Below are 20,709 nucleotides of genomic sequence, written 5' to 3' on the forward strand. Positions count from 1 at the left end.
GAGGGGTGCAGTCCGGGTTAACGCCTGTTCATCCGGACCACCACCGTGGCACACGACATGAAGGGGAACCATGGGACGAATCTCACGTCGCACCGTCACGCTCGGGGCCGCGCTCGCGCTGGCCTCGATGACCGCGGGCGACGCCGTCGCGGGCAGCCCCCACCGCCGCGACCGCCGCCGCCACGAGATGCGCGGCATGTGGTTGGCGACCGTCGCCAACCGGGACTGGCCCTCGCGTTCCGGGCTCAGCGCCGCCGAGCAGCGGGCCGAGCTGCTCGCCCACCTCGACACCGCGGTCCGCCGCCGCCTCAACGCGGTGATCTTCCAGGTGCGGCCCACCGCCGACGCCCTGTGGCCGTCCCCGTACGAGCCGTGGTCCGCGGTGCTGACCGGCGCCCAGGGCGCCGACCCGGGCTGGGACCCGCTGGGCACCGCCGTGACGGAGGCGCACCGGCGCGGCCTCGAACTGCACGCCTGGTTCAACCCGTACCGCGTCGCCAACCACACGGACCCAAGCCGCCTGATCCCCACCCACCCGGCACGCGTCCACCCCGACTGGGTCGTCCCCTACGGCGGGAAGCTGTACTACAACCCGGGCCTGCCGGAGGTCCGGCGCTTCGTGCAGGACGCGATGCTCGACGCCGTACGCAAGTACGCCGTCGACGCCGTCCACTTCGACGACTACTTCTACCCCTACCCGGTCGCGGGCCAGACCTTCGACGACGACGCGGCGTACGCGGCGCACGGAGGCGGCTTCCCCGACCGGGCGGCCTGGCGGCGCGACAACATCGACCGGCTGGTGCGGGAGACGGTGCACCGCGCCAAGGAGATCGGACCCCGCGTCCGGTTCGGGATCAGCCCGTTCGGGGTGTGGCGCAACCGGGCGAAGGACCCGCGGGGCTCGAACACGACGGCCGGGGTGCAGACCTACGACGACCTGCACGCGGACACCCGCAGGTGGGTGCGCGAGCGGTGGATCGACTACGTGGTGCCGCAGGTGTACTGGAACATCGGCTTCGCCGCCGCCGACTACGCCGAGCTCGTGACCTGGTGGGCCGAGACCGCACGCGGTACCGGGGTGCGCCTCTACATCGGCGAGGCCCTCTACAAGGCGGGCGACCCGGCGCAGCCCGCCGCGTGGCAGGACCCCGCCGAGCTGTCCCGGCACCTCACCTACGCCGACCGGTTCCCCGAGGCGCGCGGACACGTCTTCTTCTCCGCGAAGGAGGTCGGGCAGGACCGGATCGGCGCCATGGCCCGGGTGGTCGCGGAGCACTACGGCGATCACCCGGGACGCGGGGTCTGATCAGTCCGGCCGGCCGGCGACGGGCCGCACGACCGCGTCCGGGCCCGGCGACATGATCGCCTCGTGGCCGTCCTCGAAGCGGACCCGGAAAGGCGGACCGCCGTCGCTGCCGAGGATCTCGATGATCTGGGCGACGCGGTCGCGCTGACCGACGATCCGACCGCGCATGAGAAGCCGGTCGCCAACGGTTGCGTGCATCAGGAGTGACCTCCTCGCCGTGCCCGTGATGACGCGGCAAGTGTACGGCCGGGCAAGGGAGTTGGACCCCGGGCGACGGGGCCCGGCGGCGGGGCCGGCGGGCCCTCACCCCCGGGCCCGCTGGGTGACCGCGATGCACACGAGGACCGCGACCGCGGTGAGCGGCGCCGCGACCGGCAACTCCTCGCCCAGCAGGAGCACCGACCACACGAGCGTCAGCAGGGGCTGGGCGAGCTGGAGCTGGCTCGCCTTCGGGACGCCGATCAGAGCCATGCCCCGGTACCAGACGACCAGGCCGAGGAATTGCGAGCCGACCGCCACCCACAGCAGGCCCGCGACGGCGTGCCCGGTCAGCCGCACCGGCTCCTGCGGCAGCGCGAGGGCCGCGCCCGCCACCGCGATCGGCAGGCACACCACCAGGGCCCACGCGATGACCTGCCAGCCCGGCATGACCGCGGCGAGCCGACCGCCCTCGGTGTAACCGGCCGCGCAGATCAGCAGCGCGCCGAACAGGTACAGGTCGGCCCGGGTGAGGGCGCCGCCGCTCTGCTGCACCGTGAACGCGATCACGGCCGCCGCTCCCGCGCACGCCGCGATCCAGAAGGCGCGCGAGGGCCGCGCCCCGGTGCGCAGCGAGGAGAACACGGCCGTGGTCAGCGGCAGCAGACCCACGACGACCGCCGAGTGCGCCGTCGTCGCCGTCTCCAGGGCGAGGGTGGTCAGGATCGGGAAGCCCAGGACCACGCCCGCCGCGACGACCGCGAGCCCGCCCCAGTGGCGCCGCCCCGGGAAGGGGACGCGCAGGGCGAGCAGGCAGGTGCCCGCGACGACCGCCGCGAGCACGCTGCGCACGCTCACCAGCGACCACGGCCCGAACCCTTCGAGGCCCCAGGCGGTGGCGGGGAAGGTGAGGGAGAAGGCGAGGACGCCCAGCGCGGCGAGCAAGGTCCCCGGCGCGGCCGGGCCGCGCGCGGCGATCGGGGTGGGACGCGGGTCGGTCCGCTCGCCGACCGCTATCGTGACGTCTTCAGTAGCGCTACTCTTCGTACTCATGCATGAGCGTAGCAGCGTGAACGAGCTGGCGAAACAGTTGAGGGACGAGCTGGACCGCTACTCTCCCGGTGAGAAGCTGCCGTCCAGTCGCGCACTCGTCGAACGGTTCCGGGTCAGCCCGGTGACCGTCTCCCGCGCGCTCGCCCGGCTCGCGGGGGAAGGGCTCGTGGTGACCAGGCCGGGCGCCGGCGCCTTCAGGGCCGCGCCGCGCGCCGCCGCCCCCGTCGGGGACACGTCCTGGCAGGAGGTCTCCCTGAGCGCCGACTCCGCCGCGGAACCGGTGCCGCGCGCGGTCGACGCCTCCGGGGTGCTGGTGTCGCTCGCGGCGTCACCGCCCGGCGTCATCGAGTTCAACGGCGGCTATCTGCACGAGACGCTCCAGCCCGTCGGCGCGATGGCCGCCGCGCTCGCCCGCGCCGGCCGCCGCCCCGGCGCCTGGAACCGGCCGCCCGTCGAAGGGCTGACCGAACTGCGCGAGTGGTTCGCCCGCGGCATCGGCGGCGCCGTCACCGGCGCCGAGGTCCTGATCACGGCGGGCGGCCAGTCGGCGCTGGCCACCGCGTTGCGGGCGCTCGCCCCGCCCGGCGCCCCCGTGCTGGTCGAGTCGCCGACGTACCCGGGCATGCTGGCGATCGCGCGCGCCTCGGGCCTGCGCCCCGTACCGGTGCCCGTCGACCGGGACGGCGTCCGCCCCGATCTGCTCGCGCAGGCGTTCAGGGCCACCGGGGCTCGCCTGTTCGTGTGCCAGCCGCTGTTCCAGAACCCGACCGGCGCCGTCCTCAGTGCCGAGCGCCGCCCGGAGGTCCTGCGCATCGCGCGCGAGGCCGGGGCGTTCGTGATCGAGGACGACTTCGTGCGCCGCCTCGCGCACGACGACGCGGGCCCCCTGCCGCGTCCCCTGGCGAGCGACGACCCGGACGGTGTCGTCGTGCACGTCTGCTCCCTCACCAAGGCGACCTCGCCGAGCCTGCGCATCGGCTGCCTCGCCGCCCGCGGTCCCGTCCTGGAGCGGCTGCGGGCCATCCAGATCGTCGACCACCTCTTCGTGTCGCGCCCCTTGCAGGAGGCCACGCTCGAACTCGTCGGCTCCCCGGCCTGGCCGCGCCATCTGCGCACGGTGGCGGCGGAGTTGAGGGCCCGCAGGGACGCCCTGGCAGCCGCTCTCGCCCTGCGGCTGCCCGCCCTGTCCCTGCCGTACGTGCCCGTGGGCGGCTACCACCTGTGGGCCCGGCTGCCCGACGGCACGGACGAGCGCCGACTCGTCGCGGGCGCCCTGCGCGCGGGCGTCGCGGTGGCCCCCGGCCGGCCGTACTTCGCGGCCGAGCCGCCGGCCCCGTACCTGCGGCTGAGCTTCGTGGCGGTCGCCGGGACGGCGGAGATCGCCGAGGGGGTGCGCCGTCTCCGGGCGGCCGGTGACCTACTGCGGCCCGAGCCCTCGGGGGATCAGGCCCTGCGGTAGTCCGTGGTGAGAACCAGGTCCTTCGCCGGTCCCCGTACGCGCCACACCGTCCGCCAGCGGTCGGGCCCCCGCACCTCGAACTCGCCCCGGTAGAGATCGGCCGCGCAGGGGTGGTCCGCGACGTGGTGGCCGGTGCGCAGATCGAGGCCGTGGAAGAAGCGGCCGTCGGCGAAATGGACGACGGCCGTCCCGGGTGCCTCACCGGGCAGATAGCGCAAGGTCCGCTCGGCGGGCCTCGCCACCTGCCGCCACTCGAACGTGCCCGACTCGACGTGCAGCAGCCCCGCGCCGTCCGCCGCCGTGAACCGCGTGGTGCCGGTGAACGTGCCGGTCAGGTCGTCCGCGAGGTCCCGCACCGTCCGCTCCACACGCCAGCTCCCGGCCAAGTACGCCGACACGTCGGGAACCGGCCAGAGTTCACTCGTCACGCACATCACTCCCGTACACCTCTGCGCGAACCGTTGACGCGCGTACCGCCGCTTCCTATCTTGCCGTTCGGAGTTCAGAACGACGTACGAAATATCGAACATATCGAGCATCGATACGGCGAACACCGGGCGACCGGACCGAGGGAGTACGTATGACGCGTGGACGACGCAGGCGCTGGAGCATCGGGCTCGGGGCCGCGGTGGGCTCCCTGCTCGCCGGGACCGCCGTGCTGCCGTCATCGGCCGCCGACGCGGCCGACGTCACCGAGGCCACCGATTACACGGTCACGGTCGACCCGAGCCGCACGGGCGCCACCATCGACGACTCCCTGTACGGCGTCTTCTTCGAGGACATCAACCGGGCCGCCGACGGCGGGCTCTACGCCGAGCTGGTGCAGAACCGCTCCTTCGAGTACACGACCGCCGACAACAAGGCCTACACCCCGCTCACCGCGTGGACGACCAGCGGCACGGCCCGCACCACCGACGACGAGGGCCGGCTCAACGCGCGCAACCGCACCTACCTCTCGCTCGGCGCCGGATCCTCCGCCACCAACTCCGGCTACGGCACCGGCCTCACCGTCCGCAAGGGCGCCCGCTACGACTTCTCGGTCTGGGCCCGCGGCGACTCCGCGCTGACCGTCACCCTGGCCGACGCCGACGGCGCGCTCGCCGCGCCCCGGCGGGTGGCCACCAAGGGCGGCTGGGCCAAGTACGAGGCGACGTTCACCGCGCGGCGCACCAGCACGACGGGCCACCTCTCGGTCGCCACCACCCGGGCCGCCGCGCTCGACATGGTCTCCCTCTTCCCCCGTGACACCTACAAGGGCCGCCCGGGCGGCCTGCGCAAGGACCTCGCCGAGAAGATCGCCGCACTGAGACCCGGATTCGTGCGCTTCCCCGGCGGCTGCCTCGTCAACACCGGCTCCATGGAGGGCTACGACGAGACCTCCGGTTACCAGCGCACGCGCGCGTACCAGTGGAAGGACACGATCGGCCCGGTCGAGCAGCGCGCCACCAACGCGAACTTCTGGGGCTACAACCAGAGCTACGGCCTCGGCTACTACGAGTACTTCCAGTTCTCCGAGGACATCGGCGCGATGCCGCTGCCCGTCGTACCCGCCCTCGTCACCGGCTGCGGCCAGAACCGGGCCGTCGACGACGACGCCCTCCTGAAGCGGCACATCCAGGACACCCTCGACCTCATCGAGTTCGCCAACGGGCCCGTGACGAGCGAGTGGGGCGCCGTGCGCGCGCGGATGGGCCACCCGAAGTCCTTCCACCTCACCCACCTCGAAGTCGGCAACGAGGAGAACCTGCCCGAGGAGTTCTTCGCCCGCTTCAAGGAGTTCCGCGCCGCCATAGCGGCCAAGTACCCCGACGTCACCGTCATCTCCAACTCGGGCCCCGACGACAGCGGTCCGATCTTCGACCGGGCGTGGAAGCTCAACAAGGACGCCGACGTCGACATGGTCGACGAGCACTACTACAACAGCCCGCAGTGGTTCCTCCAGAACAACGACCGCTACGACTCCTACGACCGGAGCGGCCCCAAGGTCTTCCTCGGCGAGTACGCCTCGGGCGGCAACACCTTCGCCAACGCCCTGTCGGAAGCCGCGTACATGACGGGCCTCGAACGCAACGCGGACGTCGTCAAGCTCGCCTCCTACGCGCCGCTGCTCGCCCGCCAGGACACCGTCCAGTGGCGGCCCGACATGATCTGGTTCGACGACCAGAAGTCCTGGGGCTCCGCCGACTACGAGGTGCAGAAGCTGTTCATGCGCAACGTCGGCGACCAGGTCGTCCCGTCAACCGCCACGAACACGCCCTCGACCACCGCGCCCATCACCGGCGCCGTCGGCCTCTCGACCTGGGCGACCAGCGCCGCCTACGACGACGTGCGCGTCACCGCCGCCGACGGCACGAGCCTCATGAGCGACGACTTCAGCGGCGACGCCGGGCGGTGGACGCCGTCCGGCAGCGGCGACTGGAGCGTCCAGGACGGGAGCTACGTCCAGTCCGACGACGCGGCCGAGAACACCCTGGTCACCGCGGGCGACCCGGCCTGGCACGACTACGACCTGCACGTCAGGGCGACCAAGAAGTCCGGAAAGGAGGGCTTCCTCGTCGCGTTCGGCGTCAAGGACACCGGCACCTACTACTGGTGGAACCTCGGCGGCTGGAACAACACCCAGTCCGCCGTCGAGCAGGCCGTCGGCGGCGGCAAGTCGACGCTCCTCGCCAAGGCCGGCTCGATCGAGACCGGACGCGCCTACGACATCGACGTCAAGGTGCGCGGCCGACAGGTGACCCTCTTCCTCGACGGGCGGGAGTGGGGCTCGTTCAAGGACGACAAGCCCGCCGAACCCTTCCGTCAGGTCGTCACGCGCGACAAGAAGACCGGCGACCTGATCGTCAAGGTCGTCAACGCCCAGGACACCCGGGCCCGTACGACGGTGCGGCTGGGCGGCGCGAAGGTCGCCGGGTCCGCGGCCGTGACCACGCTCGCCGCGGCGCCCGACGCCGAGAACACCGCGACCCGGACCCCCGTGAAACCGGTGACCTCGACCTTCACCGGGGTCGCCGACACCTTCACGTACACGTTCCCGGAGAACTCGGTGACCTTCCTCCGGATCAAGAAGCGCTGACCCCGTCACGCGCAAGGCGGCCCGGACCCTCCGGCAGGGTCCGGGCCGCCCCGCGCGCGCGTGCTTCTCAGCCGTTCACCAGCTTCATGCTGCCGTCGTCGTAGCGGGCGCCCGCCACCGCGTCCGCGGGCGCCGCCGCGTCGATCGCCGCGAGGTCGTCGGCGGACAGCTCCAGCGTGGCGGCCGCGACGTTCTCCTCCAGGTACTTCGTGCGCCGCGTCCCCGGGATCGGCACCACGTCGTCGCCCTGGTGCTGCACCCAGGCCAGCGCCAACTGGCCCGCGGTGACGCCGCGTTCGGCCGCCAGCTCCTCCAGACGGGCGACGATGGCGAGATTGCGCTCCAGGTTCTCCTCGGCGAACCGCGGCTGGGTGCGCCGGATGTCCCCCTCCTCGAAGCCGGCCGTCGATGTGTAGCGGCCCGTGAGGAAGCCCCGGCCCAGCGGCGAGAACGGCACGAGACCGATGCCCAGCTCCCGGCAGACCGGCAGCACCTCCGCCTCCAGGTCCCGGGTCCACAGCGAGTACTCGCTCTGGAGCGCCGCGATCGGATGCACCGCGGACGCGCGCCGCAGCGTCTCCGGGCCGGCCTCGGACAGGCCGAGATGACGGACCTTGCCCTCCTCCACCAGCTCGGCGAGGGCGCCCACCGTCTCCTCGATCGGCACCTCACGGTCGACGCGGTGCACGTAGTACAGGTCGATGTGGTCCACGCCGAGGCGGCGGAGCGAGGCCTCGCACGCCTGGCGCACGTACGCCGCGTCGCCGCGGATGCGGGTCTGCTCGCCGAGCCTGCTCGCGAAGCCGAACTTCGTGGCCACCACCGCCCGCTCACGCCGCCCGGGCGCCGCGAGGGCCCGGCCGACCAGCTCCTCGTTGTGCCCGGCACCGTAGAAGTCGGACGTGTCGAGCAGGGTCACACCCAGGTCGAGCGCGCGGTGGAGCGTACTGACGGACTGGGCGTCGTCCGCCGTGCCGTACCCGTGGCTCATGCCCATGCAGCCGAGTCCTTGAGCGGAAACCGTGAGCGAGCCGAGGCGGCGCGTGGGAAGGTCTGTCATGGCTGCTGCCTCCTGTGACGGCGGGGAAACTGAACGTAGGAGCGACGCTACGACCTGGAGCGCGCTCCAGGTCAAGCGGAACCCCGCACCCTCCCCGACGATTGCATAAACGTGCACGCAGACGTATAGTCATGCCATCGAGGAGGAGGGTTCCATGGTGGTACGCGCGGCAGTGGCGGGGGCGAGTGGATACGCGGGCGGAGAAGTACTGCGCCTGCTGCTCGCCCACCCCGGGGTCGAGATCGGCGCCCTGACGGGCAACGCGAACGCGGGGCAGCGGCTCGGCGCGCTCCAGCCGCACCTGCGCCCGCTCGCCGACCGCGTCCTCGACGCGACCACCCCCGAGGTGCTCGCCGGGCACGACGTCGTCTTCCTGGCGCTGCCGCACGGGCAGTCCGCCGCCGTCGCCGAGCAGCTCGGCCCCGAGGTCCTCGTCGTCGACATGGGCGCCGACTTCCGGCTGAAGGACGCGGGGGACTGGGAGAAGTTCTACGGCAGCCCGCACGCCGGTACCTGGCCCTACGGCCTGCCCGAACTGCCGGGCGCGCGCGCCGCGTTGGCGGGCACCAAACGCATCGCGGTCCCCGGCTGCTACCCCACCGCCGTCTCCCTCGCGCTGTTCCCCGCGTACGCGGCGGGCCTCGTCGAGAGCGAGGCCGTCGTCGTCGCCGCCTCCGGCACCTCCGGCGCGGGCAAGGCGGCCAAGCCGCACCTGCTCGGCAGCGAGGTCATGGGGAACATGTCGCCGTACGGCGTCGGCGGCGGACACCGGCACACCCCCGAGATGATCCAGAACCTCAGCGCGGCCGCCGGGGAGGCGATCTCCGTCTCCTTCACCCCGACGCTCGCCCCGATGCCACGCGGCATCCTCGCCACGTGCAGCGCCAAGGCCAAGGACGGCGTCACCGCCGAGACGGTCCGCGCCGCCTACGAGAAGGCGTTCGCCGACGAGCCGTTCGTGGACCTGCTGCCCGAGGGGCAGTGGCCCGCCACGGCCGCCGTGTACGGGTCGAACGCCGTGCAGATCCAGGTCGCCCACGACGAGGCCGCCGGACGCGTCATCGTCATCAGCGCCATCGACAACCTCACCAAGGGCACCGCGGGCGGCGCCCTCCAGTCCATGAACATCGCCCTGGGTCTCGACGAGACGACGGGGCTCACGACGATCGGAGTCGCGCCGTGAGTGTGACGGCAGCCAAGGGATTCCAGGCCGCGGGCATCGCCGCCGGGATCAAGGAGAGCGGCAACCCGGACCTGGCCCTCGTGGTCAACCGCGGACCCCGCCTGGCCGCCGCGGGCGTCTTCACCTCCAACCGCGTCAAGGCCGCCCCCGTCCTCTGGTCCGAGCAGGTGCTCAAGGGCGGCCTCGTCTCGGCCGTCGTCCTCAACTCCGGTGGGGCCAATGCCTGCACGGGGCCCAAGGGCTTCCAGGACACGCACGCCACCGCCGAGAAGGTCGCCGAGGTCCTCGACCTGAACGCGGGCGAGGTCGCGGTCGCCTCCACCGGGCTCATCGGCGTCCTGCTCCCCATGGACAAGCTGCTCCCGGGCGTGGAGACCGCCGCGGGCAAGCTCTCCGAGCACGGTGGCGAGAAGGCCGCCATCGCCATCAAGACCACCGACACGGTGCACAAGACCGCCGTGTACGAGGGCGATGGCTGGACCGTCGGCGGCATGGCCAAGGGCGCGGGCATGCTCGCCCCCGGCCTCGCCACCATGCTCGTCGTCCTCACCACCGACGCCGACCTCGACAGCGAGGTGCTGGACAAGGCCCTGCGGGATGCCACCCGCGTCACCTTCGACCGGGTCGACTCCGACGGCTGCATGTCCACCAACGACACCGTCCTGCTGCTCGCCTCCGGAGCCTCGCACGTCACCCCCGAGTACGCCGGGTTCGCCGAAGCCGTCCGCTCGGTCTGCGACGACCTCGGCCGCCAGCTCATCGGCGACGCCGAGGGCGCCAGCAAGGACATCAAGATCGAGGTGGTCAACGCGGCGAGCGAGGACGACGCCGTCGAGGTGGGCCGCTCCATCGCCCGCAACAACCTCCTCAAGTGCGCCCTCCACGGCGAGGACCCCAACTGGGGCCGCGTCCTCTCCGCGATCGGCACCACCGAGGCCGCCTTCGAACCGGACCGGCTCAACGTCGCGATCAACGGCGTCTGGGTCTGCAAGAACGGGGGCGTCGGCGAGGACCGCTCCAAGGTCGACATGCGCTTCCGGGAAGTCGTCATCACCGCCGACCTCGCCGCGGGCACCGAGACGGCGACCATCTGGACCAACGACCTGACCGCCGACTACGTCCACGAGAACAGCGCGTACTCCTCATGAGCCAGCCCACCGCGCGCAAGCACACCGCGCTCCCCAAGGCCAGGACCCTCATCGAGGCGCTGCCCTGGCTCACCCGCCACCGCGGCAAGACCGTCGTCATCAAGTTCGGCGGGAACGCCATGGTGGACGAGGAGCTGAAAGCCGCCTTCGCCCAGGACGTCGTCTTCCTGCACCACGCCGGGCTCAAGCCCGTCGTCGTGCACGGCGGCGGCCCGCAGATCAGCAAGGCGCTCGACAAGCACGGCATCGTCAGCGAGTTCAAGGCAGGCCTGCGCGTCACCACCGAGGACGCCATGGACGTCGTACGGATGGTGCTCGCCGGACAGGTCCAGCGGGAACTGGTCGGACTGCTCAACCAGCACGGCCCGCTCGCCGTCGGTCTCACCGGCGAGGACGCCCACACCATCACCGCCACCAAGCATCAGCCCCGCATCGAGGGCGAGTTGGTCGACATCGGCCGCGTCGGCGAGATCACCGAGATCGACACCGGCGCCATCGAGGCTCTGCTCGCCGACGGCCGCATCCCGGTCGTCTCCTCGATCGCACGCTCCCAGGACGATCACCATGTCTACAACGTCAATGCTGATACGGCGGCTGCGGCACTCGCTGCTGCGCTGGACGCCGAGACGCTGATGGTCCTGACCGACGTCGAGGGCCTCTACGAGGACTGGCCCCACTCCGACGAGGTCATCAGCCGGCTCACCGCCACCGAACTCGAGAAGCTGCTCCCCGACCTGGCGAGCGGCATGGTCCCGAAGATGGAGGGCTGCCTGCACGCCGTACGCAACGGCGTGCACACCGCCCGCGTCATCGACGGACGCGTCCAGCACTCGATCCTGCTGGAAATCTTCACCGACGAGGGCATCGGCACGATGGTCGTGCCCGACGCAGAGGGGGAAGGCACCACATGAGCTCCAACCAGGAGTTGACGTCACGCTGGCAGGGCGTCCTGATGAACAACTACGGCACCCCGCGTCTGCCCCTCGTCAAGGGCGCGGGCGCCGCGCTGTGGGACGCCGAGGGCACGCAGTACCTCGACTTCGTCGGCGGCATCGCGGTCAACGCGCTGGGCCACGCCCACCCGGCGGTCGTCGAAGCGGTCAGCACCCAGATCGCCTCCCTCGGCCACGTCTCGAACCTCTTCATCGCCGAGCCGCCCATCGCCCTCGCCGAGCGGCTGCTCCAGCTCTTCGGCCGGGACGGCGCCGTCTACTTCTGCAACTCGGGCGCCGAGGCCAACGAGGGCGCCTTCAAGCTCGGCCGGCTCACCGGGCGGCGCCACATGGTCGCCACGACCGGCGGGTTCCACGGCCGGACCATGGGCGCCCTCGCCCTCACGGGCCAGGCCGGCAAGCAGGACGGCTTCACGCCGCTGCCCGGTGACGTCACCCATGTCCCGTACGGCGACGTGGACGCGCTCAGGGCGGCCGTCACCGAGGACACGGCCTTCGTCATCATCGAGCCGATCCAGGGCGAGAACGGCGTGGTGGTGCCCGGCGACGGCTACCTCAAGGCGGCCCGCGAGATCACCCGCGCCACCGGCACCCTGCTCGTCCTCGACGAGGTGCAGACCGGCGTCGGCCGCACCGGCCACTGGTTCGCCCACCAGGCGCAGGAAGGCATCGAGCCGGACGTCGTCACCCTCGCCAAGGGCCTCGGCGGCGGTCTGCCGCTCGGTGCGACCGTGGCGTTCGGCGAGACGGCGAAGCTGCTGACGCCCGGTCGGCACGGCACGACGTTCGGCGGCAACCCCGTCGCCTGCGCCGCGGGGCTCGCCGTCCTCGACACCATCGACACCGAGGACCTGCTCGCCAACACCAAGCGGATCGGCGAGAGGCTCACGGCCGGCATCGAAGCGCTCGGCCACCCGCTGGTCAGCCACGTCCGGGGAGCGGGCCTGCTGCTGGGTATCGTGCTCACCGGGCCGCGCGCACCCCAGGTGCAGCAGGCGGCCCAGGACGCGGGCCTCCTGGTGAACGCGCCCGCACCCGACGTCGTCCGGCTCATGCCCCCGCTGAACCTGACCGACACCGAGGCGGACGCGTTCCTCGCGGCGCTGCCCGCCGTCCTGGACGCGGCAGCGGCCGACGGGGAAGCAGGAGCCTGAGGAAATGGGACGACGACGATGAGCAGCAAAGCCGAGAGGGACGAGCGGGCCGCCACCAACGCCGCGCTCGCCCAGGGCCCCCACGGACCCGCCGTGCCGCAGACGCGCACCGCGCGCCACCGCCGGATCGTGGACATCCTCAACCGGCAGCCGGTGCGCTCCCAGAGCCAGTTGGCGAAGCTGCTCGCCGACGACGGACTCAACGTCACCCAGGCCACGCTCTCCCGTGACCTGGACGAGCTGGGCGCGGTCAAGATCCGCAACACCGGCGGCGAGCTGATCTACGCCGTGCCCAGCGAGGGCGGCTACCGCACCCCGCAGGCCCCCCTCGGCGAGTCCGCCAAGGAGGAGCGGATGCGCCGCCTCGCCGGTGAGCTGCTCATCTCCGCCGAGGCGTCGGCCAACCTCGTGGTGCTCCGTACGCCGCCGGGCGCCGCCCAGTTCCTCGCCTCGGCCATCGACCAGGCCGAACTGCACGTCATCCTCGGCACGATCGCGGGTGACGACACCCTGATGCTGATCAGCCGGGACCCGGCGGGCGGCCAGGCCCTGGCGGAGCACCTTCTGCGCCTCGCCCAGAACGACCACTAGGCCAGATGGCCCCAGGCGGGGCTCAGCCTGTCTCAGCCCTTCTCGGCGGCCCTGGCGCGGTAGGACATCCAGGCCGCGACCAGCGCGCCCGAGACGTTGTGCCACACCGAGAACACGGCGGCTGGCAGCGCGGCCAGCGGGCTGAAGTGGGCCGTGGCCAGGGAGGCGGCGAGCCCCGAGTTCTGCATGCCGACCTCGAACGCCATGGCGCGCGACGCCGGAGGACCGAGCCGCGCGACCTTCCCGGCGCCGTACCCGAGGGCCAGCCCGAGCCCGTTGTGCAGCACCACGGCGAGCAGCACCAGCGCCGCCGCCGACCTGATGGCCTCGGCGCTGCCCGCCACGACCACCGCCACGATCACGGCGATGGTCAGCGCGGACAGCCACGGCAGCACACCGAGGACCCGGTCCACGTAGCGGCCGAGGACCAGCCGTACGACCAGCCCGGCCAGGACCGGCAGCAGCACCGTCTTGAGGATGTCCGTCATCATCGAGCCCGCGTCCACCGGCAGATACGCGCCCGCGAGGAGCAGCGTCAGCGGCGGGGTGATCAGCGGTGCGAGCACGGTGGAGACGGTGGCGACGGAGACCGACAGGGCGACGTCGCCCCGCGCCAGGTAGGTCACGACGTTGGACGCCGTGCCGCTCGGCGCGCAGCCGACGAGGATGACCCCGGCCGCCAGTTGCGGGGACAGGCCGAGCGCGTGGGCGATGAGCCAGCCGAGCCCCGGCATGATCACGTAGTGCGCGACCAGTCCGAGCCCCACGGCCCAGGGGCGCTGTGCGACGCCCTTGAAGTCAGCGAGGGTCATCGTCAGGCCCATGCAGAACATCACGACGCCCAGCAGGTAGGGGACGTTGGTGCCCCATCCGGCGAAGGTGCCCGGGGTGGCGAGTCCCAGCGCGCCCGCGACCAGGACGAGTACGGGGAACACGGTCACCGCGAGGCGGGCCGTCCGGTCGGCCGACCCGCCCGGCTCGGGCGAGGTCTCGGGGGAGTCGGGGAGCGTCTGTTCGGTTTCGCTGTGCACCGGGTGATGCAACGCCGCCGCCGCGGGCGGACGCAACCGCGTCTCGATATGTGGTCGCTACACGCGTCTGGGTGCCGGGCGGGAACCGGGGTCAGTACCGGGTGAGGGCCGTGGCGCCGCCGTCCGTCCCGATCGCGATGTGCGGGGAGCGCCCGGGGCGCACCCATCGCAGGATCCGCCGCATGTCCGTCCGGGGTACGGAGACGCAACCGGCCGTCGCCCCGCGCCCGTTCACATGCAGGAAGATCCCGGCGCCCCGGCCGCGCACCGGCCGGTGGTAGTTGAAGCCGATGACCAGCGCGTGCGCGTACTGCGCGGGGTAGTCGGCCAGATGCTCGGACTCGGCGGCCCGGCAGTCGCGCGGGCGTGGCTGCGTCCAGCGGTTGTAGGAGCGCGAGTCGTTGTCCTGGCACCACCAGGAGGTGCGGCGCACCGGCCGGTACGGCACCGAGGTGCCGGTCGGCGCCGCCGCGTTGCCGAACGCGAACGGCAGACCGTACAGGCCGGTCGGCGTCGTGTTCGTGCCCTGGACGCGCCGGGCCCCCTCGACGAGCCCCTTCGCACCGAACCGCGCGGGCGCCGAACCGGCCTTCGCCCAGCGCCCGTCGGCCCGCCGGTCCCACCAGGTGACGGTGCCACGGGTCGACGACGCCCGGGGCGCCCGAGCGGTGATCAGTTGGGTGCCGCCCCCCGTGTCCGCCATCCGGGCGGGCACGGGGACGGACGAGACGGCGGCGGCCGGAGCGCCGGGCACGGCGCCCAGCGCGGCGCAGAGGGCGACGGCACCGGCGATACCTGCTCGTGAGGGGCGCATGGTTCAGAACGTAGCGGGCGGCAGCGGCAACGGCAGCCCGGGCAGCCCGTCCAGGCTCGACCCGATGTACTCCTTCTTCTGGAAGTAGGCGTCGAGCGAGGCGTCGTCCTCGCGCGCGAACCGCCTGGCGTGCAGATCGCGGTCCTCGTCGTACGTCATGAACGGCACCCCGTATCCGCAACTGTCGCGGACGTGTTCGGCCCGTACGACGATGATGGCGCGCAGGCCGTGCAGGGTCGGGTCGGTGTCGGGGAAGCGGGCGAGCAGTTCGGTGAAGCGCGGGTCGTCGCGGAAGACGGGCTCGCCCCGGCCGTGCACCCGGACGATGTTGGGCGGGCCCTGGAAGGCGCACCACATGAGCGTGATCCGGCCGTTCTCGCGGAGGTGGGCGACGGTCTCGGCGGTCGAACCGGCGAAGTCCAGGTAGGCGACGGTCAGTTCGTCGAGGACGGCGAAGGAGCCCTTGAGGCCTTTGGGGGAGAGGTTCACCGTGCCGTCGCCGTCGAGCGGCGCGGTGGCGGTGAAGAAGACCGGCTGGGACTCGATGAAGGTGCGCAGGCGGCCGTCTATGCGTTCGTAGCTTTTACCCATGCCGGGATTATGGCCTCTCCCCGCGTCGGCGTTGACGATTCATGCGTCACTCTGCATAATCATGCACAGCGATACTGTGGTCAGTGAACGCGGTCGCACATCATCCGGCATGAGGAGCAGAGCACGTGAGCAGCAACACCGGCGATGTCCGCCTCTGGGGCGGCCGGTTCGCCGACGGTCCCGCCGAGGCCCTGGCGAAACTCTCCGCCTCCGTCCACTTCGACTGGCGCCTCGCCCCGTACGACATCGCGGGCTCCCGGGCCCACGCGCGCGTGCTCCACGCGGCGGGCCTGCTCACCGAGGACGAGCTGACCCGCATGATCGACGGTCTGGACCGGCTGGAGGCCGACGTCGCGGACGGTTCCTTCGTCGGTACCGTCGCCGACGAGGACGTGCACACCGCCCTGGAGCGCGGCCTCCTGGAGCGCCTCGGACCCGACCTCGGCGGCAAGCTCCGCGCGGGCCGCTCGCGCAACGACCAGGTGGCGACGCTGTTCCGGATGTACCTGCGCGACCACGCCCGCGTCATCGGCGGACTCGTCGCCGACCTCCAGGAGGCCCTCGTCGGCCTCGCCGAGGCCCACGCCGACGTCGCGATGCCCGGCCGTACGCACCTCCAGCACGCCCAGCCGGTGCTCTTCGCCCACCACGTCCTGGCCCACGTCCAGTCCCTGTCCAGGGACGCGGAGCGGCTGCGGCAGTGGGACGAGCGGACGGCGGTCTCCCCGTACGGCTCGGGCGCTCTCGCGGGCTCCTCGCTCGGCCTCGACCCGGAGGCTGTCGCGGCGGACCTCGGCTTCGAGCACGGCTCCGTGGCCAACTCCATCGACGGCACGGCCTCCCGTGACTTCGTCGCCGAGTTCGCCTTCGTCACGGCGATGATCGGGGTCAACCTCTCCCGGATCGCGGAGGAGGTCATCATCTGGAACACGAAGGAGTTCTCCTTCGTCACCCTGCACGACGCCTTCTCCACCGGCTCCTCGATCATGCCGCAGAAGAAGAACCCGGACATCGCCGAGCTGGCGCGCGGCAAGTCCGGCCGCCTCATCGGCAATCTCACGGGGCTGCTGGCGACCCTGAAGGCGCTGCCGCTCGCGTACAACCGCGACCTCCAGGAGGACAAGGAGCCGGTCTTCGACTCCTGCGACCAGCTCGAGATCCTGCTCCCGGCGTTCACCGGCATGATGGCCACGCTCACGGTCAACAGGGAGCGCATGGAGGAGCTGGCCCCGGCCGGCTTCTCGCTCGCCACGGACATCGCCGAGTGGCTGGTGAAGCAGGGCGTGCCGTTCCGCGTCGCGCACGAGGTCGCGGGCGAGTGCGTCAAGGTCGCCGAGTCCGAGGGCAAGGAGCTGGACGAGCTGACCGACGACCAGTTCGCGAACATCTCCGAGCACCTCACGCCCGAGGTCCGCACGGTGTTGAACGTGCCGGGGGCGCTCGCCTCCCGCTCCGGTCGCGGCGGCACGGCGCCGAGCGCGGTCGCCGTCCAGCTCGCCGAGGTCCGCCAGGACCTGACGGCGCAGCGGGAGTGGGCCGACGCGAAGAAGTAGTACCGCCGCACCTCTGCCGCAGGGCCCGGTCCATCCGTACGTGGATGAACCGGGCCCTCAGCGTCTGGACCGTGCGCCGCCCCCGTAGCTCGACAGGTCGAGCAGCAGTCCGATGAGCACCACGAGCCAGCCGATGCCGCGCACCCCGACCACGGGGGCGTACGCGAGCACGTATCCCAAAGTCGTCCAGGGCAGCAGGATCAACCCGAGCAGCGGGAGCAGCGTGCCGGTGAAGGCCCGCTCGACGAGGTGGGTGAACAGCCAGGTGAGGACGAGCGCGACCCGCGGCCCGATCGCCGCCATCGCCGCGAAGATGCAACACCCCATGCCCGTGCCTCCCAGAACCGGAACGTACTGACAGTCGTAACCCTGGGTGAGGCGCCGCGCCACCGGAGTGACCTGAGTGCTGACACCGGATCATCGATGAGACATCAATGTCTCATATGGCTTACTCTCGTCTCATGTCTGTCGATCGTGAACAGGTGCTGCGCAGCGCCGCCGCCCTCCTCACCCGCAAGTCCACGGCCACCATGGACGAGGTCGCCCGGGCCGCGGGCATCAGCCGCGCCACCCTGCACCGGCAGTTCGCGGGCCGCGACGCCCTCGTCCGCGCCCTGGAGGACCTCGGCATCCGCGAGTGCGAGGCGGCACTCGACCGGGCCCGCCTCGACGACGGCCGGGCCGAGGACGCGCTGCGCCGCCTCATCGCCGAGATAGAGCGCCCGGCCCCCCTGCTCGCCCTCCTGGTCACCGAGAACCAGCTCTTCGAGGGCGAGGGGCAGAACGAGGGCTGGGCCCGCCTGGACGCACGGATCGCGGCGCTGTTCCGGCGCGGCCAGGCAGCGGGCGAGTTCCGGATCGACCTGACCCCCGCCTGGCTGACCGAGGCCCTCTACGGCCTCATCGGCAGCGGCGCCTGGGCCGTGCAGGACGGCCGCGTCGCGGCGAAGGACTTCTCATACATGATCGCCGAGTTGCTGCTCGGCGGCGCACGACGGAGCGTGGAACCATGATCAGCACAAAGCAGCGGACCCCGGCGGCGGAGGTGGTGTCGCGTCCCGGACGATGGCTCGCCCTCTCCGTCCTCGTGCTCGCGGTGCTGCTCGTGGCCGTGGACGCGACCGTCCTCGGCCTCGCGACCCCGTACATCAGCGAGGACCTCAAGCCCTCCGGCACCCAGCTCCTGTGGATCGGCGACGTCTACTCCTTCGTCATCGCCGGTCTCCTCGTCTCCATGGGCAGCCTCGGCGACCGCATCGGCCGCAAGAAGCTGCTGTTGGTGGGCGCCGTCGCGTTCGGCGCGGTCTCCGTCCTCAACGCCTACGCCACGACACCGGAGCTGATGATCCTGGCCCGCGCCCTGCTGGGCGTGGCGGGCGCGACGCTGATGCCGTCGACGCTGGCCCTGATCCGCAACATCTTCCACGATCCGCGCGAGCGTTCGCTGGCCGTCGGCATCTGGGGCGCCATGGCGTCGGCGGGCGCGGCGGTCGGCCCGGTCGTCGGCGGCTTCCTGCTCGAACACTTCTGGTGGGGCTCGGTGTTCCTCATCAACCTGCCCGTGATGGCGGTCCTCGTCGTGGTGGGCGTGAAGCTCATCCCCGAGTCGAAGAACCCGGTCCCGGGCCCCTGGGACCTCATCAGTGTCGTGCTCTCGCTCCTCGGCATGATCGGTGTCGTCTACGCGGTGAAGGAGGCGGCGGCGCACGGCTTCCGCTGGGACGTGGCGGTGTCGGCGGTCATCGGTGTCGCCGCGCTCGCCTGGTTCGTCCGCCGCCAACTCACGCTGCCCTCACCCCTGCTGGACATGCGCCTGTTCAGCAACCGCGGCTTCTCCGGGGCGGTCCTGGCCGACCTGCTGACCGTCCTCGGCCTGTCCGGCCTGGTCTTCTTCCTGTCGCAGTTCCTCCAACTGGTGCAGGGCAGGCGCCCGTTCGAGGCGGGCATGGCCGAACTGCCCGCCGCCGTGGGCGCGGTGGCGGCCGGTCTGATCGCCGGAGTGGTGGCGCGCCGCTTCTCCGTGCGGGCCGTCGTCGCGGGCGGCCTCGCGGCCGTGGGCCTGGCCCTGGCCGCGCTCACGACACTGAGCCAGGACACGGGCTACCCGCTGCTCGGCGCGGTGCTCCTCATCGTCGGTGTCGGCGCCGGATTCTCCTTCACCGTCACGGCGGACGTCATCCTCTCCAGCGTCCCCAAGGAACAGGCGGGCGCCGCGTCGGCGGTCTCCGAGACGGCCTACGAACTCGGCGCCGCTCTCGGCATCGCCCTGCTCGGCTCGATCGTCACCGGCGTCTACGCGGGCTTCACGGCGCCGCCCGGCACCCCGGCGGGCGTCGCCTCCGCGGCCCACGAGTCGCTGGGCGGCGCGGTCGAGGCGGCCTCCTCGCTCCCGGCCGCGCGGGCGGACGAACTGCTGACCGCGGCGCGGACCGCCTTCGTGGACGGGCTCCAGGTGGCGGCGGGCATCGGCGCTGCCGTCCTGCTCGCGACGGCCGTCGCGGCCTGGTTCCTGCTCAGGGGGCAGCACCTGGAGAAGTAGGCAGGAAAAAAGCCCGGGCCTCGGTCGCCGGAGTCCTCCGGTGACCGAGGCCCGGGCCCCGTCGTCGCGCTCAGGCGGCCTTCGCCTTGGTGGCGTACATGTCCACGTACTCCTGACCCGACAGCCGCATGACCTCGGCCATCACCGAGTCGGTCACGGCGCGCAGCACATAGCGGTCGCGGCCCATCCCGTCGTAGCGGGAGAACTCCATCGGCTCACCGAACCGGACGGTCACCCGGCCGGGGCGCGGCATCCCCGAGCCGCCCGGCTGGAGCTTGTCCGTGCCGATCATCGCGAACGGGACGACGGGCGCGCCCGTCATGAGGGTCAGACGCGCGATACCGGTGCGGCCCCGGTACAGCCGGCCATCGGGGGAGCGGGTGCCCTCCGGGTAGATCCCGAAGATCTTGCCGTCCTCCAGGACTCGCCGGCCGGTCATCAGCGCGGCCACACCGCCGTTGGCGCCGTCCCGGTCGACCGGGATCATGCCGACGCCGGTGAAGAACCATGCCATCAGGCGACCCTTGAGGCTCTTTCCGGTGACGTACTCGTCCTTGCCGATGAAGCACACCTGCCGGTCGCAGACCAGCGGGAGGATCATCGAGTCGATGAACGTCAGATGGTTGCCCGCCAGGATGACGGGGCCGGTGCCCGGAATGTTCTCGGCGCCTTCCACACGCGTGCGGAACATCAGGCGCATGATCGGTCCGAGCACTGCCTTGATGAACGCGAAGCGGGACAACGGGCCCTCCGGTGTCAAGGAATGGATGATGGGGTCTGTGCAGGTGAGGACGATACTCGCGGCCGGGTACCCCACGCACATCGGGTTCACGGACTTGATACGCGGAATTGACGTGATGGTGCGCCCCGTTCGACCCGCACCGCGCCCCCAGCGGTCATCCGCCGTCACCCCGACGTTCCGTCCGGGGTCTCCCTCTCGTCACTCCCGCCCACCTACGATCGACGCGCCGTGCCAGGCGCAGGGCGGGACTCGGTGGGA

Annotated in this window: 20 protein-coding genes; 11 read left to right on the forward strand and 9 right to left on the reverse strand. The window is 71.9% G+C overall.

All coding sequences use genetic code 11. From position 1 onward, the window contains the following. Nucleotides 1-70: 70 nt before the first annotated feature. Entirely contained in the window at nucleotides 71-1,306 is a 1,236-nt protein-coding gene (locus tag ACIRF8_RS29215) for a glycoside hydrolase family 10 protein (RefSeq protein WP_404219507.1), read from the forward strand. On the opposite strand, the gene ACIRF8_RS29220 is transcribed toward ACIRF8_RS29215, so the two are convergent. Continuing rightward, on the reverse strand, nucleotides 1,307-1,504 hold the full coding sequence (locus ACIRF8_RS29220; protein ID WP_404219509.1) for a DUF1918 domain-containing protein: 198 nt from the start codon (nucleotides 1,502-1,504) through the stop codon (nucleotides 1,307-1,309). It abuts the gene before it with no gap. A 105-nt stretch (nucleotides 1,505-1,609) separates the two neighbouring features. Continuing rightward, the gene (locus ACIRF8_RS29225; RefSeq protein ID WP_404219511.1) at nucleotides 1,610-2,557 is read right to left on the reverse strand and encodes a DMT family transporter; all 948 of its coding nucleotides are present in this window, start codon (nucleotides 2,555-2,557) and stop codon (nucleotides 1,610-1,612) included. Here ACIRF8_RS29225 and ACIRF8_RS29230 point away from each other — a divergent pair. After that, complete coding sequence (locus ACIRF8_RS29230; protein WP_404219513.1) at nucleotides 2,556-4,016, forward strand: PLP-dependent aminotransferase family protein; 1,461 nt, start codon at nucleotides 2,556-2,558, stop codon at nucleotides 4,014-4,016. The genes ACIRF8_RS29225 and ACIRF8_RS29230 overlap by 2 nt on opposite strands. On the opposite strand, the gene ACIRF8_RS29235 is transcribed toward ACIRF8_RS29230, so the two are convergent. After that, the gene (locus tag ACIRF8_RS29235; RefSeq protein WP_404219515.1) at nucleotides 4,001-4,444 is read right to left on the reverse strand and encodes a DUF6314 family protein; all 444 of its coding nucleotides are present in this window, start codon (nucleotides 4,442-4,444) and stop codon (nucleotides 4,001-4,003) included. The genes ACIRF8_RS29230 and ACIRF8_RS29235 overlap by 16 nt on opposite strands. Nucleotides 4,445-4,596: 152 nt before the next feature. Between ACIRF8_RS29235 and ACIRF8_RS29240 the strand changes: the two genes are divergently transcribed. After that, entirely contained in the window at nucleotides 4,597-7,092 is a 2,496-nt protein-coding gene (locus ACIRF8_RS29240; RefSeq protein ID WP_404219517.1) for an alpha-L-arabinofuranosidase C-terminal domain-containing protein, read from the forward strand. Between the two features lie 67 nt (nucleotides 7,093-7,159). Here ACIRF8_RS29240 and ACIRF8_RS29245 read toward each other — a convergent pair whose 3' ends face one another. After that, the gene (locus ACIRF8_RS29245) at nucleotides 7,160-8,152 is read right to left on the reverse strand and encodes an aldo/keto reductase (protein ID WP_404219519.1); all 993 of its coding nucleotides are present in this window, start codon (nucleotides 8,150-8,152) and stop codon (nucleotides 7,160-7,162) included. Between the two features lie 154 nt (nucleotides 8,153-8,306). On the opposite strand from ACIRF8_RS29245, the gene argC reads away from it, so the two are divergent. The 5 genes from argC to ACIRF8_RS29270 are packed head-to-tail and all read left to right on the forward strand — an operon-like array spanning nucleotide 8,307 to nucleotide 13,181. Next, on the forward strand, nucleotides 8,307-9,335 hold the full coding sequence (gene argC, locus ACIRF8_RS29250; protein ID WP_404219521.1) for an N-acetyl-gamma-glutamyl-phosphate reductase: 1,029 nt from the start codon (nucleotides 8,307-8,309) through the stop codon (nucleotides 9,333-9,335). Next, entirely contained in the window at nucleotides 9,332-10,483 is a 1,152-nt protein-coding gene (gene argJ, locus ACIRF8_RS29255) for a bifunctional glutamate N-acetyltransferase/amino-acid acetyltransferase ArgJ (protein ID WP_404219523.1), read from the forward strand. Before argC ends, argJ begins: the two co-directional genes overlap by 4 nt. Continuing rightward, the gene (gene argB, locus ACIRF8_RS29260; protein ID WP_404219525.1) at nucleotides 10,480-11,394 is read left to right on the forward strand and encodes an acetylglutamate kinase; all 915 of its coding nucleotides are present in this window, start codon (nucleotides 10,480-10,482) and stop codon (nucleotides 11,392-11,394) included. Before argJ ends, argB begins: the two co-directional genes overlap by 4 nt. Then, nucleotides 11,391-12,590, forward strand: a complete 1,200-nt coding sequence (locus tag ACIRF8_RS29265; protein WP_404219527.1) for an acetylornithine transaminase — start codon at nucleotides 11,391-11,393, stop codon at nucleotides 12,588-12,590. Before argB ends, ACIRF8_RS29265 begins: the two co-directional genes overlap by 4 nt. A gap of 18 nt (nucleotides 12,591-12,608) precedes the next feature. Next, entirely contained in the window at nucleotides 12,609-13,181 is a 573-nt protein-coding gene (locus ACIRF8_RS29270) for an arginine repressor (RefSeq protein WP_404219529.1), read from the forward strand. Between the two features lie 32 nt (nucleotides 13,182-13,213). Here ACIRF8_RS29270 and ACIRF8_RS29275 read toward each other — a convergent pair whose 3' ends face one another. The 3 genes from ACIRF8_RS29275 to ACIRF8_RS29285 all read right to left on the reverse strand — a co-directional run bounded on the left by ACIRF8_RS29275 (nucleotide 13,214) and on the right by ACIRF8_RS29285 (nucleotide 15,617). Further along, complete coding sequence (locus ACIRF8_RS29275; RefSeq protein ID WP_404219531.1) at nucleotides 13,214-14,212, reverse strand: bile acid:sodium symporter family protein; 999 nt, start codon at nucleotides 14,210-14,212, stop codon at nucleotides 13,214-13,216. A 91-nt stretch (nucleotides 14,213-14,303) separates the two neighbouring features. After that, nucleotides 14,304-15,026 carry a L,D-transpeptidase gene (locus ACIRF8_RS29280; protein ID WP_404219533.1) on the reverse strand — a complete coding sequence of 241 codons (723 nt, stop codon included), beginning with the start codon at nucleotides 15,024-15,026 and terminating at the stop codon, nucleotides 14,304-14,306. Between the two features lie 3 nt (nucleotides 15,027-15,029). After that, on the reverse strand, nucleotides 15,030-15,617 hold the full coding sequence (locus ACIRF8_RS29285) for a pyridoxamine 5'-phosphate oxidase family protein (protein ID WP_404219535.1): 588 nt from the start codon (nucleotides 15,615-15,617) through the stop codon (nucleotides 15,030-15,032). 125 nt (nucleotides 15,618-15,742) lie between these two features. On the opposite strand from ACIRF8_RS29285, the gene argH reads away from it, so the two are divergent. Further along, nucleotides 15,743-17,170, forward strand: coding sequence for an argininosuccinate lyase (gene argH / locus ACIRF8_RS29290; protein ID WP_404219537.1), 1,428 nt, complete (start codon nucleotides 15,743-15,745; stop codon nucleotides 17,168-17,170). Between the two features lie 57 nt (nucleotides 17,171-17,227). On the opposite strand, the gene ACIRF8_RS29295 is transcribed toward argH, so the two are convergent. Then, nucleotides 17,228-17,497, reverse strand: a complete 270-nt coding sequence (locus ACIRF8_RS29295; protein WP_404219539.1) for a hypothetical protein — start codon at nucleotides 17,495-17,497, stop codon at nucleotides 17,228-17,230. A 134-nt stretch (nucleotides 17,498-17,631) separates the two neighbouring features. Between ACIRF8_RS29295 and ACIRF8_RS29300 the strand changes: the two genes are divergently transcribed. Further along, complete coding sequence (locus ACIRF8_RS29300; protein ID WP_404219541.1) at nucleotides 17,632-18,183, forward strand: TetR/AcrR family transcriptional regulator; 552 nt, start codon at nucleotides 17,632-17,634, stop codon at nucleotides 18,181-18,183. Further along, on the forward strand, nucleotides 18,180-19,709 hold the full coding sequence (locus tag ACIRF8_RS29305; protein ID WP_404219543.1) for an MFS transporter: 1,530 nt from the start codon (nucleotides 18,180-18,182) through the stop codon (nucleotides 19,707-19,709). Before ACIRF8_RS29300 ends, ACIRF8_RS29305 begins: the two co-directional genes overlap by 4 nt. A gap of 70 nt (nucleotides 19,710-19,779) precedes the next feature. Here ACIRF8_RS29305 and ACIRF8_RS29310 read toward each other — a convergent pair whose 3' ends face one another. Then, nucleotides 19,780-20,532 (reverse strand): lysophospholipid acyltransferase family protein, encoded by a 753-nt coding sequence (locus tag ACIRF8_RS29310; protein WP_404219861.1) that lies wholly within the window; start codon nucleotides 20,530-20,532, stop codon nucleotides 19,780-19,782. Between the last annotated feature and the right edge of the window lie 177 nt (nucleotides 20,533-20,709).

The sequence above is a fragment of the Streptomyces sp. NPDC102406 genome, assembly GCF_044765725.1.
Lineage (GTDB): Bacteria > Actinomycetota > Actinomycetes > Streptomycetales > Streptomycetaceae > Streptomyces.

Bases quoted from the DNA above. Each gene is read 5' to 3' on its own strand.
- ACIRF8_RS29300 (WP_404219541.1), top strand. From the start codon at position 17,632: ATGTCTGTCGATCGTGAACAGGTGCTGCGCAGCGCCGCCGCCCTCCTC.
- ACIRF8_RS29285 (WP_404219535.1), bottom strand. From the start codon at position 15,617: ATGGGTAAAAGCTACGAACGCATAGACGGCCGCCTGCGCACCTTCATC.
- argB (WP_404219525.1), top strand. From the start codon at position 10,480: ATGAGCCAGCCCACCGCGCGCAAGCACACCGCGCTCCCCAAGGCCAGG.
- ACIRF8_RS29230 (WP_404219513.1), top strand. From the start codon at position 2,556: ATGCATGAGCGTAGCAGCGTGAACGAGCTGGCGAAACAGTTGAGGGAC.
- ACIRF8_RS29215 (WP_404219507.1), top strand. From the start codon at position 71: ATGGGACGAATCTCACGTCGCACCGTCACGCTCGGGGCCGCGCTCGCG.
- ACIRF8_RS29240 (WP_404219517.1), top strand. From the start codon at position 4,597: ATGACGCGTGGACGACGCAGGCGCTGGAGCATCGGGCTCGGGGCCGCG.
- ACIRF8_RS29280 (WP_404219533.1), bottom strand. From the start codon at position 15,026: ATGCGCCCCTCACGAGCAGGTATCGCCGGTGCCGTCGCCCTCTGCGCC.
- ACIRF8_RS29265 (WP_404219527.1), top strand. From the start codon at position 11,391: ATGAGCTCCAACCAGGAGTTGACGTCACGCTGGCAGGGCGTCCTGATG.
- ACIRF8_RS29220 (WP_404219509.1), bottom strand. From the start codon at position 1,504: ATGCACGCAACCGTTGGCGACCGGCTTCTCATGCGCGGTCGGATCGTC.
- argC (WP_404219521.1), top strand. From the start codon at position 8,307: ATGGTGGTACGCGCGGCAGTGGCGGGGGCGAGTGGATACGCGGGCGGA.
- ACIRF8_RS29310 (WP_404219861.1), bottom strand. From the start codon at position 20,532: ATGTGCGTGGGGTACCCGGCCGCGAGTATCGTCCTCACCTGCACAGAC.
- ACIRF8_RS29270 (WP_404219529.1), top strand. From the start codon at position 12,609: ATGAGCAGCAAAGCCGAGAGGGACGAGCGGGCCGCCACCAACGCCGCG.
- ACIRF8_RS29295 (WP_404219539.1), bottom strand. From the start codon at position 17,497: ATGGGGTGTTGCATCTTCGCGGCGATGGCGGCGATCGGGCCGCGGGTC.
- ACIRF8_RS29225 (WP_404219511.1), bottom strand. From the start codon at position 2,557: ATGAGTACGAAGAGTAGCGCTACTGAAGACGTCACGATAGCGGTCGGC.
- ACIRF8_RS29305 (WP_404219543.1), top strand. From the start codon at position 18,180: ATGATCAGCACAAAGCAGCGGACCCCGGCGGCGGAGGTGGTGTCGCGT.
- ACIRF8_RS29245 (WP_404219519.1), bottom strand. From the start codon at position 8,152: ATGACAGACCTTCCCACGCGCCGCCTCGGCTCGCTCACGGTTTCCGCT.